The sequence below is a fragment of the Clostridium tunisiense TJ genome, from assembly GCF_000300195.1.
In the GTDB taxonomy this organism is placed as follows: domain Bacteria; phylum Bacillota; class Clostridia; order Clostridiales; family Clostridiaceae; genus Clostridium_J; species Clostridium_J tunisiense.
Genome location: NZ_AMQH01000016.1, coordinates 87072 through 101049 on the forward strand (window position 1 = coordinate 87072; position 13978 = coordinate 101049).

General features: G+C 34.3%; 12 protein-coding genes. 3 read left to right on the forward strand and 9 right to left on the reverse strand.

Translation table 11 applies throughout. The features are described 5' to 3' along the window. Positions 1-3 precede the first annotated feature (3 nt). The 4 genes from C661_RS0117105 to C661_RS0117120 form a co-directional block, all read right to left on the reverse strand. Positions 4-942, reverse strand: coding sequence for a macrolide 2'-phosphotransferase (locus tag C661_RS0117105; protein WP_017416573.1), 939 nt, complete (start codon positions 940-942; stop codon positions 4-6). A 175-nt stretch (positions 943-1117) separates the two neighbouring features. After that, the gene (locus C661_RS0117110; protein ID WP_017416574.1) at positions 1118-1732 is read right to left on the reverse strand and encodes a TetR/AcrR family transcriptional regulator; all 615 of its coding nucleotides are present in this window, start codon (positions 1730-1732) and stop codon (positions 1118-1120) included. A 241-nt stretch (positions 1733-1973) separates the two neighbouring features. Continuing rightward, a complete protein-coding gene (locus C661_RS0117115) occupies positions 1974-3587 on the reverse strand; it encodes an ABC transporter permease (RefSeq protein WP_017416575.1) in 1614 nt (537 codons plus the stop codon). A 23-nt stretch (positions 3588-3610) separates the two neighbouring features. Beyond that, the gene (locus C661_RS0117120) at positions 3611-4492 is read right to left on the reverse strand and encodes an ABC transporter ATP-binding protein (protein ID WP_017416576.1); all 882 of its coding nucleotides are present in this window, start codon (positions 4490-4492) and stop codon (positions 3611-3613) included. 333 nt (positions 4493-4825) lie between these two features. On the opposite strand from C661_RS0117120, the gene C661_RS0117125 reads away from it, so the two are divergent. Beyond that, a complete protein-coding gene (locus tag C661_RS0117125; RefSeq protein WP_017416577.1) occupies positions 4826-5422 on the forward strand; it encodes a TetR/AcrR family transcriptional regulator in 597 nt (198 codons plus the stop codon). A gap of 208 nt (positions 5423-5630) precedes the next feature. Here the strand turns inward: C661_RS0117125 and C661_RS23395 are convergent, their stop codons facing one another. Next, positions 5631-5792, reverse strand: a complete 162-nt coding sequence (locus C661_RS23395; protein ID WP_017416578.1) for a DUF4256 domain-containing protein — start codon at positions 5790-5792, stop codon at positions 5631-5633. Positions 5793-5981: 189 nt separating this feature from the next. Then, positions 5982-8597: a phosphoenolpyruvate synthase gene (ppsA, locus tag C661_RS0117135; RefSeq protein ID WP_017416579.1), complete on the reverse strand. Its 2616-nt coding sequence runs from the start codon at positions 8595-8597 to the stop codon at positions 5982-5984. A gap of 372 nt (positions 8598-8969) precedes the next feature. On the opposite strand from ppsA, the gene C661_RS0117140 reads away from it, so the two are divergent. Together C661_RS0117140 and C661_RS0117145 are read left to right on the forward strand one after the other, a co-directional pair. Continuing rightward, positions 8970-9476: a DUF4825 domain-containing protein gene (locus C661_RS0117140; RefSeq protein ID WP_017416580.1), complete on the forward strand. Its 507-nt coding sequence runs from the start codon at positions 8970-8972 to the stop codon at positions 9474-9476. A 603-nt stretch (positions 9477-10079) separates the two neighbouring features. Beyond that, positions 10080-11357, forward strand: a complete 1278-nt coding sequence (locus tag C661_RS0117145; RefSeq protein WP_017416581.1) for a S8 family serine peptidase — start codon at positions 10080-10082, stop codon at positions 11355-11357. Positions 11358-11637: 280 nt separating this feature from the next. On the opposite strand, the gene C661_RS0117150 is transcribed toward C661_RS0117145, so the two are convergent. From C661_RS0117150 to C661_RS0117165, 3 genes are all read right to left on the reverse strand, one after another. Next, entirely contained in the window at positions 11638-12426 is a 789-nt protein-coding gene (locus C661_RS0117150; RefSeq protein WP_017416582.1) for an SDR family oxidoreductase, read from the reverse strand. Between the two features lie 424 nt (positions 12427-12850). Continuing rightward, positions 12851-13492 carry an NAD(P)H-dependent oxidoreductase gene (locus tag C661_RS0117160; RefSeq protein WP_017416583.1) on the reverse strand — a complete coding sequence of 214 codons (642 nt, stop codon included), beginning with the start codon at positions 13490-13492 and terminating at the stop codon, positions 12851-12853. After that, positions 13489-13971 carry a flavodoxin family protein gene (locus tag C661_RS0117165; RefSeq protein ID WP_017416584.1) on the reverse strand — a complete coding sequence of 161 codons (483 nt, stop codon included), beginning with the start codon at positions 13969-13971 and terminating at the stop codon, positions 13489-13491. The genes C661_RS0117160 and C661_RS0117165 overlap by 4 nt, the downstream gene beginning before the upstream one ends. Positions 13972-13978: the final 7 nt, after the last annotated feature.

Genomic DNA, 13978 nt, shown 5'->3' on the forward strand with positions numbered 1-13978 from the left:
AAACTACCTATCCGACATTTCCTGCACCACTTTGTGGGGTATGTCCTCTGCATGTAATGCCTGTTTTGCCATTTCTTCATATTCTGGAACCCCTGATACTATCGCAAATTCAGCAATGGCAACGGGATAGGCAGTAACCAATTCAATGATATGCTCCTTCATTTTAGGCCAATAGTAACCCCCTGCTGCTTTATATGCTTCAACTAGAGATTGAAGACCTTGTTCACCAAAGGCTTTATAATGAAATACAAAATCATTTGATACATCTGTCATCTTTGCTTCAGTCCATTCAATTATTCCTGTGACCTTTGCATTTTTATCAATTAAAATATGACCTGCATGGATATCACCATGAATAACACCGGTTTTCTTTGGCCACATTTCATCATTATTCACCCATTCTTGCCATCTATTCCACAGTGCTTCCCCAACTCCAAACTTTTCCTTCACTGCATCCATACGCTGTTTCATTGACTGTCTTGTTTCCTCAGGTGTCTGGACAACTAATCCAGCCTTTTCAGCCATATCCTTTGGGATACCATGAAGTTCTGCCAGTGCCTTTCCTAGAGTTTCATGAAATTCTTTTGGTACATTATTAATATCAATTTCCCAAACATAGTTACCTATGTTATGATCAATTGTCCCAGCTGGTATACCCTTTAATTTCTTATAAGCAATGAGCTCCTTTGTATAAATGGTCCAATTTGGTGCTTCAAAGCTTGTAATACATTGATTTATCAAATCTAATGCTTTTTTTTCACCCTTTGTTCTCACCATAACCTCTTCACGTCTAGGTAACCGTAAAGTCCAATGATTTCCGTCTAAATCATTGGCAAATACAACTTGGAAGTCGAGACCTGACTCATTGAATATTAAAGTATTCTCTTTTAGCTTTAGACCATTTTTTTCTGCTATTTCCATAACTTCTTGTGTTCTACTCATTTAAATCACTCCTAAATACTATTATTTCTTATAAATAGCCTTCTTTTATAACATTTCCTCTCCCTCTTTAACTTAATAGTTCTTTCAATATAAAAATCATAATTACAGTAAATATTGCTATAATCTTTATAATGTTGTCATAGAAGATATAGGTTTTCATGATTAATCTTTTTATTTATTCACTCCTTAAAGCCTTATTTGTAAGTTCATTTGCTACAGCATTAAAAAGAATTTCTTGAATTTTAGGATAAGTTTCTTCACTAGCATCCCTTTTGTGAATTACCATTGCTAATGTAGCTCGAATAACTCCAGCTATAACTTCAACCTCTTCATTGATTAAGTTCTTCAATTCCTTATTTTTCTTGATAAATTCCATTAGTGGAACAATGCTTCTTAAGGTGTTGGTTGCTGTGTATTTTTGGTCTACCTTACGAGCTACTAAATTATATTCTTCTAGATTAGTAATCAATCTTTGTGTTAATACTTTAGACTCTAATTCTAAAGCCATTGCATGCAAATAAATCTTAATTGCAGAGGGTACATCTTTTGCTTTTTTAACCTTGGGCCAAACCTTCTTTTCAATTTCTTGTCCTTCATGTTCTAAAAGCTTAAGATATAGCATCTCCTTTGATTCAAAAAAAACATAAAAACTACTCTTTGCTATGGACACAGCAGAAGTTATCTCTTCAATAGATGTATTTTTTAACCCCTTTGCTATAAAACATTGGTGAGCTATATCCATGATTTCTAATTTAATTTTTTCTTTTTCTGCTTCTGTAAACTTTGGCATTATATTTACACCTCATATTAGAATTTTATCTAAACATAAAAACAATTTATTTATTTGTTTTTATAATAGCAATACCTAACTCCACTTGTCAACCAAAAATACACACTCCATATTTGCTGAAATATTAGAAAGGATTCTTGATATAAGAAAAAGCGACTCTTATTGAGTCGCCTTCCTAGCTTATATCTTTTTTTCTTCATGGATAACCTTAGCGTGAACCAATCCTATTTTTCTTGAGCCACTAAGCACCCTCAACCATATCTCGTTTTACATATCCAATATAACCAAGTACTATTAAAATAATACTAATCACTGTTATAGTAGCAAAGGTTGCTCCATCAAATTTATCTACTGGCATATGTGGAATCCAGCTTTGAACAGCGGTTTTTGAAAACCAATCTGGTAAGTCTAAAATTCCCCCAAAGTAGTTTAGTGCAAAAGAATAGCCAAGATATACATATACAAGCTTACCTAGTTTTGGTGCAAATCCCAAAGCCAAGGCAGCAAGCCCTACAAAGAATAATACAGATGGAAGAAAGTTATAGCCTGCTGCAATAAAATCTCCAATATTCATCACTGAACTGTCTCCCATTGCAGAAATTGCTGTACCACCAAGACCTACTGAAGCTAGTAAAATCCCTACTACTCCAGCAATTATTGCAATTATAACGCTAGTACAATAGAGTTGAGTTCGAGTAACTTTTGTTGAATAAAGCTGACTCAAATGTAATCTCGACTCTTCTGAAAAAAGCTTATTAACTATAGCAATTGGTAAAATAGAGACTAATCCAATCATTACCATCATAATAGTTCCTGTAAAGGATTCTTCCAGTGAAACCCCTGCTAGCATAAACATTTTGCTAACAATTTCATTGCCCTCAATAAAAGTCTGCATATCTCCATAAATAGAACCATAGGCCGCCCCCATAATTACGAAAGCAACTGACCAAGAAATTATTACACCTTTATTAAGCTTTATAAAGAGACCAGGTATGGATAGTAATGACTTTTTCGCTGTTGCACGTCCTTCTCTTTCAGGTAAATAACCTGCTCCCATATCGCGGCCACCTTCAAGAGCAAAAGCCATAACCACAACAAGTATACAAAAAACTATACCGTAAATTAGCGGATACCAGTTATTTTTAGTAAAGGGATAAGTTAGATAAGTCCACCCCATTGGATTCAGCATTGATAAATTAACATTTGACACATCTGTACCAGCACGAACAATGTAGAGCAAACCTACAATTCCAAGAGATGAACCAGTTGCACCAGATGATGTTGGCATAACTTGTGCCATAACTAATGCAATGGAAGCTCCAAGAATTCCTGCTATTCCTATGGATGCACCAAACAAAAATGATCCTTCAGTGGAAATTGTAGCTGCACCAAAGCTAGTCATAACCACACCAATAGAAAGAGCTAACAAAATATTGATAATAACTATTTCCATCATCACAGCAAGAGAATTAGCTTGACGTCCTACTTGGAAGGAACGCACTAGTTCAGTAAGCCCATGATCTTCTTCCTTACGAGTATGACTAACAACATGGAGCGCTGCCATAATCATGGCAAACAAACCACAAAATAACAACATTTCATTGGCATACATTGCACCCAAAGTATAGTCTGCTGCCTTATCTATTGGTGTGGGACCAACCATTGAAATCATGGCAGGGTTTTGCATGGTTTCATACATTCCTATCAAGCCTTGTCCCTTCCCAATTTCCTCAAAAGCTGGAACATAAGCACCTGCAAATAAGCCTAACCCTAGAATCCAGATGATATTTTTTTTCCAATCACGTTTAAGATATTGCACAAATAGTACATTCCAACGTGCAAATTTTTCTCTCATAGCATTTTCCCCCCTTCCAGCTCTTAGACTTCATAATGTCGCATGAACAAGTCTTCAAGGGTTGGTGGCACAGATTCAAACTTCTTAACACCTAATTTTACAGCTTCGGATAATATATCATTGATAAATTCATTATCTGCTGAGAAGGTAGCTTCCTTGTCCTTATGCTTAAAATCATGGACACCCTTAACAGCTGCTATCTTAGCCACATCACCTTCTGTTTCTATAGTTACTGTAGAACGAGTTAAATGACGTAATTCATTTAATGTGCCAGTTTCAACAACCTTACCCTGACGAATAATAACCACCTTATCTGCTAAACGTTCAACTTCACTTAATATATGGGAGGACAGTAAAATTGCTTTCCCTGCCTTCTTAATCTTTTCAACTTCCTCTTGAAACACTGCTTCCATCAAAGGGTCAAGTCCAGAAGTGGGTTCATCGAAAATATATAAATCTGACTCAACTGACAATGCTGCAATCAAGCCAACCTTTTGACGATTTCCTTTTGAATAGCCTTTTGCCTTCTTTTTAGGATCTAGTTCAAAACGCTTAATTAAATAGTCACGCTTATCCCTATCTCCACCACCATGTAATTTAATAAATAAATCAATAATTTCACCACCAGTTAAACTGCTCCAAAGAGCCACATCCCCGGGAACATAAGAAATTCGCTTATGAATCTCAAGGCTATCCTTCCAAACATCTTTATCAAAAATTTTAACTTCCCCAGCATCTCTCTTGATAATTCCCAGCAAAGTACGAATGGTTGTTGATTTACCTGCACCATTTGGCCCAATAAAGCCAACAACTTCTCCAGCCTTTACTGTGAATGTCACATCATGCAATGCTTTAAATTTACCGAATTTTTTTTGCAATCCTTGAACTTTTACGATTTCTTGCATAATACAAATCTCCTTATTAAAATATTTTAAAATAGTTTTATAAGGTGCTTTCTAATTTAAAACGACGTTTATATTTTAAATGAATTTATTCGAACTTCAGTATATGTTTTAGTTCATATTATCTTATTTATAAGCATGTTTTAAACTAAAATTCACTTATTGATTCGATTATATTCCTTTTTTATCCCATAGTCAACAAGTAAAATGGTATTTAAAACTATATATATGCTTGATGATTCATAACTTTTACTATATAATAAAAAAAAGTATAATTATGAACTAAATCTTCTTAGAAATATTTTAATCATCATATATAGAGAGTAGGAATAATTAATGAATGGTTATGAAAAACGGACACAAGAGAAGAAAAATCAAGTTTTAGAAGCAACTTTTTATTTGATGAATACAGCTACAGGCATAGAAAACTTAACAATGGATGACATTGCCAAAAATGCAAATGTTGGTAAAACATCCATCTTTAAATATTTTGGTAGTAAAGAAAACCTTATCAAGGAGGTTTTTGAGTTCTTTTTAAATAAAATAAGGGAAACAGCTCTAGAAATAATGGCAGAAAATAAACCTTTTGAAGAAACCCTTATTGCCATGAGCCAGAATAAAATCAATTACTTAGAAAAAATCAACAAGCAATTTTATTTGGATCTAATGGATTTTGCTACCAAGAAGGGTGATGATGGTTTATCCATCATGATGCAGCAATACATTAAGGAAAGCTACAATATCATGTTGGATTTATTCCATCGCGGTCGTAAAGAAGGCAAGGTTGATTTGAAATATTCAGATGAATTTCTTTTAGTTTATTTTCAAGCTCTTGTTGAAGGGATTTCCAGCCCACATATCTACCGAAAAATTCTTCCTTATACAGCCCAATGGACAGAACTGCTGATTAAAGGTATTGCACCAAATAAATAAATTCAAGGAAACTCACCTTAGGTCATTGATAAAGATGAGTTTTATTAAGGAGTATATAACTTAAGCATTCTCCCAGTTCTTTGTTTACGAAGCATTAATAATATTTTAGTTTCAATATAAAAGCATAAAAATCACACTAAATTAAAATGTAAAAAACACCACTACTTTTAATTAAGTAGTGGTGTTACATATTTTTTGCTAATGTTAATTATTGAGGCTGAATCATAGAATCTAGTTCGTTAAGTGCCCAAAGTTTTTCTGTATTAGCTTCCAACTTTGCTTCCACTTTAGCCCATTGAAGTTCTTTATGACGATTCATATTTTTTGCAAAACGATCCTTTAGAACATTCAATATTTCAATATTTGACATAACTCATTCCTCCATTTAATTTACTTTAAATTTGTAGTGAGTTTATTACTATAATAGGTAAATTGGCTAATTGCTACATATATTTTTTAGTGAGTAGCCAATATAAAAACTGTTTTCATATTTTTATTTGGTTAAAACTTTATTTTATCTAATCCTAGGATAAGATATTTATTTCTATTATATATCACATTACAAGATTTCTACATACCCTTCTGTTCCATGAACACGAATTTGCTGTCCATCCTTTATTAGTTTAGTAGCATTTTCAACTCCCACAACTGCTGGTAAGCCATATTCTCTTGCAATAACTGCTCCATGGGTCATTAGTCCACCAACTTCAGTGACTAACCCTTTTATGGACACAAATAGTGGTGTCCAGCTAGGGTCAGTAAAGGAGGTAACTAAAATATCTCCTTTTTCTAGCTTAGCATCTTCCATGTTTAAAATTACACGTGCACGTCCCTCTATAACTCCAGAGGAAACTGCTAAACCTACCATTGCACCTTTGGGTAAATTTTCACGGTTATACTTACCAGTAATCACTTCACCCTCAGAAGTCATAACTCGTGGTGGAGTTAGTTTTTCATATAATTTATGCTCTTCTTTACGCTGATTTATTATGTTATAATCCAATTTGTTTGAGGCTACCACTTCACGAAATTCTTCAAAAGTAAGATAGTATATATCTTCTTTATCATGGATAACCTTAGCCTGAACCAGCTTTTCAGCTTCTTTTAGTAAAGCCTGTTTATAAAGAAAGTAACGATTAACCATGCCGTATTTTGGATACTCACGATAACCAATGAAGTTTCTTATTAAATCAATTTTCCCCTTTGCTTCTTTAGCTTTTTCATCACCATCAGGTAGCTCCTTCAATCTCTCTAGTAGTTCTTGTTCTTTTTTCAACGCTTCCTGCCTTCCCTGTTGAAACTTTCTCTCACTAGCCTTAGGCTGAAAGTTTTTAATATTACTAAGAATCATAGGGATAAGTGTAGTTGGTTTTTCACTAAAGCGAGGTCTAGTAATATCAATTTCTCCGCTGCAACGCATTCCATATTTCTTTAGATATTCGCTAATAGCTTCTTTTGCTTCCTGCCCACCCTGAAGCTCTACTATTTCCTCTAAAAAGTCGTCATCCTTTGCCTGCTCTAGATAATTAATTACTTCTGGATAAGGACGTATTGCATCTGCCACATCCATTAGGGCCAGGCCCATCTCTGAAGTAACGTTGTTTGGAACAGATTGAGAAAGTATGTCTGCTACATTTTTCTCCCCTAACCACTGCTGGACTTTCTCATTAACCCAGGCTGAAGCATTTATTGCTGCCATAAATACCGCTGAACTTTGTGCGTCAAATAAAATTCTCTTTAACTCCCCAATATCTTCTGAAATAAAATCAAATACCTCTGTTCCTGTCTTACTCTCAATATTTTGTTTTAACTCTTCAACAGAAGCTTCACATTTCTTAATCAAATCTGAAACTATGTTAGGATCACTATCCATCTCTGGCTCCTCTTTACTAGGACCTTCACTTTTATTGCCTCTGCTTAAGTTCTGATGTTCCTTCTCCTCTGGTAAGACTTTTATGAAATCCCCTCGCTGCAAAAGGGTTGTGATTGCATCCTTTATAAGAGGGTCATGTTGTCCCATGCCCTTTAATAAAACCTCTCTACTTTCAGGTGAAGCCAGCATTTGTGCCACATCAACGAAAAGTCTTCCACCAGCTTTAAACCTCTTTCCAAAGGATATTAACTGAAAAAAAGACATTCCCAGTGGTTTTAAAGGGTCAGTCATCATTTGTTGATGTCCAACAGAAATATATACATGGTTTTCTTCATCCTCCACTTCAGGAACTGGGTATAAAGTAGTGATTGGACGACTTTGTACAAGGTAAAACTTATCATCAGCTAAGCACCATTCAATATCCTGAGGAGAGTCAAAATGCTCTTCCAGGTTTCTGCCCATGACCTGAAGTTCCAATATTTGTTCATCAGTTAGTGTTTGTTTATTCTGAAGTTTAGCTTCAATGTGCTGCTTCTCTGTCCCTCCATGTTCTAAAGGGTAAATAGCTAACTTCTTAGTTGCTATATGCTTATGAATTATGTTCCCCTGACGAACCTTATACACATCTGCATTTACAAGTCCAGAAACCAAAGCCTCACCAAGGCCATAGCTTGCATCAATGGATAAGACTTTTCTGTTCCCTGTAACAGGATCAGCAGTAAACATAATGCCAGAAACCTGTGGAAAAACCATTCTTTGAACCACCACAGATAAATATACCTTTCTATGGTCAAAACCATTTTGTATACGGTAAATTACAGCTCTATCTGTAAATAGAGATGCCCAGCATTTTTTTATATGGTCTAAAATTGCTTCTCTTCCCCTAAGGTTTAGATAGGTATCCTGCTGACCTGCAAAGGAGGCATTTGGCAAATCCTCTGCAGTAGCGCTTGAACGAACAGCATATGCATTATTTTCTCCAAAACTTAAAAGCTGGCTTGTGATTTCCTCACTAATATCCTGTGGAATGGTTACCTCTTCAATACTTCTGCGTATATCACTACTAATTTCAGTGATTTTCTCTATATCTTTCACCTTTAAAAGGGCTAACTTATTAAGTAACTCCTTAATAAGTGGTTTTTCCCCTATTACTCTTTTAAAGGCTTCAGTGGTAATACAAAAGCCCTCTGGCACGGCAATTCCTTGAATCTTATATAGCTCCCCTAGATTGGCACCTTTTCCTCCAACCATGGAAATCTTTGATTTGTCAATTTTCTCAAAGCTAAGCACATATGAATTCATAAACATTCTCCTCCCTCTCTTTTAGGTCTAGGTGAAGCAATTATCTCTAATAACGTCTGTTCCTATAATACACACAATAACCCCAAATTATAAGTCTGTTATCTAAAAATTACATATGCTATAATGAAGAGGGGGAGAAGTTTTCCCCTTTGTTTTAAGTTAAAAGCAATTTGTGTGACTTTAATTTAAAATAACTCTCCTATGAAGTGATTCTTTTAAAGCTTCAATAATCCCCTTGCTTAATTAACAATTTAGCTCTTATAGGATAATCATTTCATGTCTTTCAGTATCCAAATAAAAAAATAGAAGCAAGCCATTACTTAAATCAATATATATTTGGGCCATAACATTCTGTAAAACAGGAGGGTTTATATGAAGAATAAATTTAAAGTATTAGTACCTGTAATACTAACTGTGTCATTAAGTTTAATAGGTTGTGGGAATAATTCTGATAAAATATCAAATCAGGATGGTAAAACTACTTCACAGCTTGAAGCATTTGATTTGATAAAATACAAAGACTCCTATGTAGGTGATAATAGTTCAGTAGGAAATATAATAGCAAAGTTGCCTGGTAATGAGTATAATGCAGGATTTAGTTTGCAAACTGATAAAGAACCTTACAGCATAACTATTAACTATAAAGCAAAGGAAAATTTGGGTGAAGATAATTATAATAAATTTTGGAGTGATAAAAAAGTTAATGAGTTTTTAGAAAAAAATGCCGTAGTTTTATTAGCTCTTGTACAAAATGCTGAGGTCATAGAATTTAATGTAGATAACATAGGTGAAATTAGCTATAAATATGATAGAAAAAGTTTAGAACAGAAATATGGCGGCAATTTAAAAGATTTATTTAAGGCATCTGAAAATAAATAACAAGTTAAAGATGTGAAGGATATTTTGAGTTCACAAGCAAGCTTGTGCAGACAAGGAAACAGGTTCCTTAGATAGTGGAGCTATCTAAAGGGTTCTGTTGACGCAGTATAACACAAAATAGACGAGCATACTGACTTATTTATTTTTTGAAGATGCCTCAAGATGATAATTCATTTAAAAAGTTTTTAAATAATTAGTAGTTCGCAGCTTATAAAATATTAAGAGAAGTCAGATGACTTCTCTTATTCTTTGCTATATTATCTGAACTAATGTTAGTCACCCCCGAGAAAATTCCAAAAACCATAACTTAGCCCGTACTATTTCTTAAAGGTTTTATCAAACCATTGTTAAAATACCTTAGTATGAACCTAATTGAACAGGTGGAAATGGATATATGCTCTGATTTTAAATCAATGATTAACAGAAAATGAATTTTGTAAACTTATCACTTAATATTTGAACATAAGTTTATATTTGTACTTTGCAATTGAAATTTTTATTAACAATAGCTTCAATTGTGTGAATTTAAAGTTAATTTATGGTAAAGTATATTTATTCAATTATTTTGTATAAATCGCAATTTCTGAGGGGGGTTAAATATTAATGAAAAGAGTGTTTTTAGTAGCTTTATTGCTTATGTCACTTACGGTAACGGCCTGTAGTCCTAAAGCCAAAACAACTGATGTAAATGGGGAAACAAAACAAACTGATGTAAGTCCAAGCACCCAAGTGAAAATTACTAAACATCCAGAACCTGCAACTTTCAATCGTGAAAGTGTAAGAACCTTGCCACCACCAAATCCTGCTTACGAGGGTGATAAGACCCTAGATCTTAGGAGCTATGATTTAAGTTCCCTTGATTTAAAAGATAAAGCAAAGGATTTAGAATATGCAGAGTTTGATAGCAAAACAATTTGGCCAAAAAGTTTACCTGACAAGTTCGACCCTAAAAAGCAAATGGACATTGGCAAAAGTCCTGGCCTTAATGTAAAAAAGCTTCATAAAAAAGGAATAACAGGAAAAGGTGTAGGTCTGGCAATAATAGACCAACCTCTCTTAGTAGACCACATTGAATATAAGGATAATCTTAAAATGTATGAGGAAATTCATTCTTTTGGCGATCAGGCACAAATGCATGGTCCTGCAGTAGCTTCTATAGCTGTAGGAAAAAATGTAGGGGTAGCACCTGATGCAGATTTATACTATATTGCGGAAACTCATGGAGAATATAAAAATAATGATTTTGAATATGACTTCACTTGGGTCGCAAAGTCTATAGACAGAATCCTTGAAGTAAATAATACCCTTCCTAAGGATAAAAAAATTAGGGTAATTTCCATTTCTGTTGGTTGGGATAAAAGCCAAAAAGGTTATGAGGAAGTAAATGCAGCTGTTGATAGAGCAAAGAAGGCAGGAGTGTTTGTTGTTTCCTCTTCACTTATAAACACTGATGGGTATATGTTTAATGGCTTAGGCAGAAACCCTTTAAGTGATCCAGAAGCTACTTCTTCCTATGAACCAGGTTTGTTTTGGAAAGACAGATATTATGAATATGGTAATGAATTTTATACTATGATGGGAGAAAAGGCAGGAGTAAAAATTGATGAAGTTTTACTAATTCCAATGGATTCAAGAACCACTGCAAGTCCTACAGATCCTAAGGATTATGTGTTCTACAGAGAAGGAGGCTGGAGCTGGTCAATTCCATATGTAGCAGGGCTATACGCTTTAGCCTGTGAGGTTAATCCAGAGGTTACTCCTGAAATCTTCTGGTCAACAGCACTAAAAACTGGAGATACAATTAAAGTTCAAAATAACGGAAAAGAATACGAATTAAAGAAGGTAGTAAACCCTGTAAAACTAATGGAAGCGTTGAAATAAGCTATTAAGCTCGAGGCTTTCTATTTCCTAAATAAGCAGAAAAAATTAAGCCCTATTAATTTAGGGCTTTTCTTATAATTTTATAGTATCCACAAGGGTAATTGCTAAAAACTCTAGGTTAGCTCATAACAACCACTGCTTGTAGCTCAAACTAGATGAAGTAGAACTTCTCCAAAAGCCTACCTCTTGGTGGGACATATACTACAAAATCACTCTGATTTAGTGATTCTTTAGATCCTCTTCCTAGGTAAGGAATCTTATAATTACACTAATCCTATAATTAAATTAGCTCTCTCTTTTTGAAGGGTGACATGATAAATCTTTGAGCAGACTTTGTATTTGTAAGCCACTGAATATGTGCATTCTGTTTTGTATTTTCTAAAATTTTAGGAATAAAAAACTTTGCAACAGTTTCAGGCTTATCTGCTAAAATGTTAAACACTTTCTTAAATTGGTTATCCTGAGTAACTGTAGAAATCTCTCCTGTAGGGGCTTTAGTAATAAACTCAGTAAGCATCATACCTGGAGATAATCTACCTACCTTAACTGGAGAATTTTTAAGTTCCTTTGCTAAACCCTTTGTAAAATAAGTAAGTGCACGCTTTGAAGTTCCATATAAAATGGTTTTTTCTATAATCATATCATTTGAGCCTAAGCCTTCCATGTTCCAAACCTGACCATAGCCCTGTTTAAGCATATTTTCAACAGCCACCTTGCAGCCATACATAATCCCTTTTATATTGGTATCCACCACTGCTTCAATATATTCCTCTTCAGTATCCCACACAAACTCATGAGGAACATTTTGCCCTGCATTATTAATCCAAATATCAACAGTTCCCCATTTCTCTACAGATTTACTCCACAGGTTTTTAACCTCTGATACATTTCTTACATTACAAGGTACATAAATAAACTGTTTTTCAAAGCCTTTAACCCGATGGTTTTCTCTATTAAAGGAATTTTCCCTTGATCCAGATATAGTAACATTACACCCTGCTTTTAAAAATTCTTTAGCCATTTCTAGTCCCAAGCCCCTAGTACTACCAGTAATCACAACATTTTTCACCGTAGATCCCCCTCTTACCTTTAGGCATCTTTAAAAATAACTAATCAGTCTACTCGCCTATTTTGTGTAATACTATGTCCACAGAACCTATTAATAGCTCTACTATAAATAGAACCTACGTCCTTGTCTTACGCAAAATATTTTTCGCATTTTTAATTATTTATTTTTTACGATGCCTCACTCAAAATATCCTTCATATCTTTGACATATTATTTATTTTCAGATGCCTTATCTAATTTTATCATAACAGAATCTTCCATAAAATGGAGTTGCTAAAAAATCTTGTGTTAATCTTTTTTACCATGGTGGAGAGCACTTACTCCTCCCATTCCTGCTCCCATAATAATATAATAATGCTTCCTTTTCATCACTTTCCATCCCCATAGATTTTAATATATAAATATTCTTTATTTACCATTGCATGTTAGAGATAAGGTCTATCCAACCTTTTTTCATAGGCGTTATGCTTTTTCATTTCCCTATGCCAGAATATATTGTTTATCCCTGACCTTGTAACCACTTTAAGAATTCCAAGCATAGGCTGTTTTATCTCATAGGGCTTTCCAAGGTTATTAACTAGCTCTTTATGAAAAGCACCTGTTTCCTCATAAAAAGCACCTAAATCAGAAACCATTTTTAGTACCTTCTTAAACATCTTTGGCATCATATAAGTAGCAGCAGCTTCACCCTTACAAACTGTACCTAAATAGTTGTAATTAAGCCTTCTTGTAAAGCTCTCCAAATATCTTACAACAAATCTCTCCTGTGAGGTTTCTGTAAAACCAGCTTGAATAATAAAACCTAGAGACTTACCTTCAGCTGCAGGCTCCATAGCCTCGAAAAACTCCATGACAATTCCTGGCATGGCATGAATATAAAGAGGCATTATGATAATAACTGCATCAAAAGCTTTTATATACTCAGCTAGCTCCCCTTTATCACTATTTACTATATTCCTTATTTCACAAGGGTTTTTCATATCCTTTACAAAGTGCTGAGCAAAAATCAAGCTATTGCAGCTTTTAGAATCTCCTTTAGGTGAACCGTTTAAAATTAATGTTTTCATTTCTGGCTACCTCCTTCTGAAATGAATTCTTCAATAGGCTTTACAGTAACATTCTTGTTATGGAACTGATAAAACACCCTATTTACATAGTCTACAAAAATCTTTCTGCTATCTTCGTCTTCAAATTCACCCTCATAATAAAACTCAATATCTGGATATTTTTCGTACCTTTTCACGTGCATGGATTCTCCTGTATCATAAGAGATATAGGGTAAATAAAGTGGCAGCATTCTGTCAAACAAAGTTTTTAAATTGCTACTTACAAAGCCCCTTGAAACCTTTGAAAAATATATAGCCTTGTCAGCGGTTATATACTCATGATAAAAATCCTCCAAGTCCTTAAAAGCGCATCTACCTGGTGTTGTCCACCAGCAGGTCCAACATCCAATGCAGCCTTTAACCTTTCTTTCTGTAAAGTCCAGTGTAAAAGCAGCTTCAACACTCATACTTTCCATTTCCTTGATAACTACAGTCCTCATTTTCTCC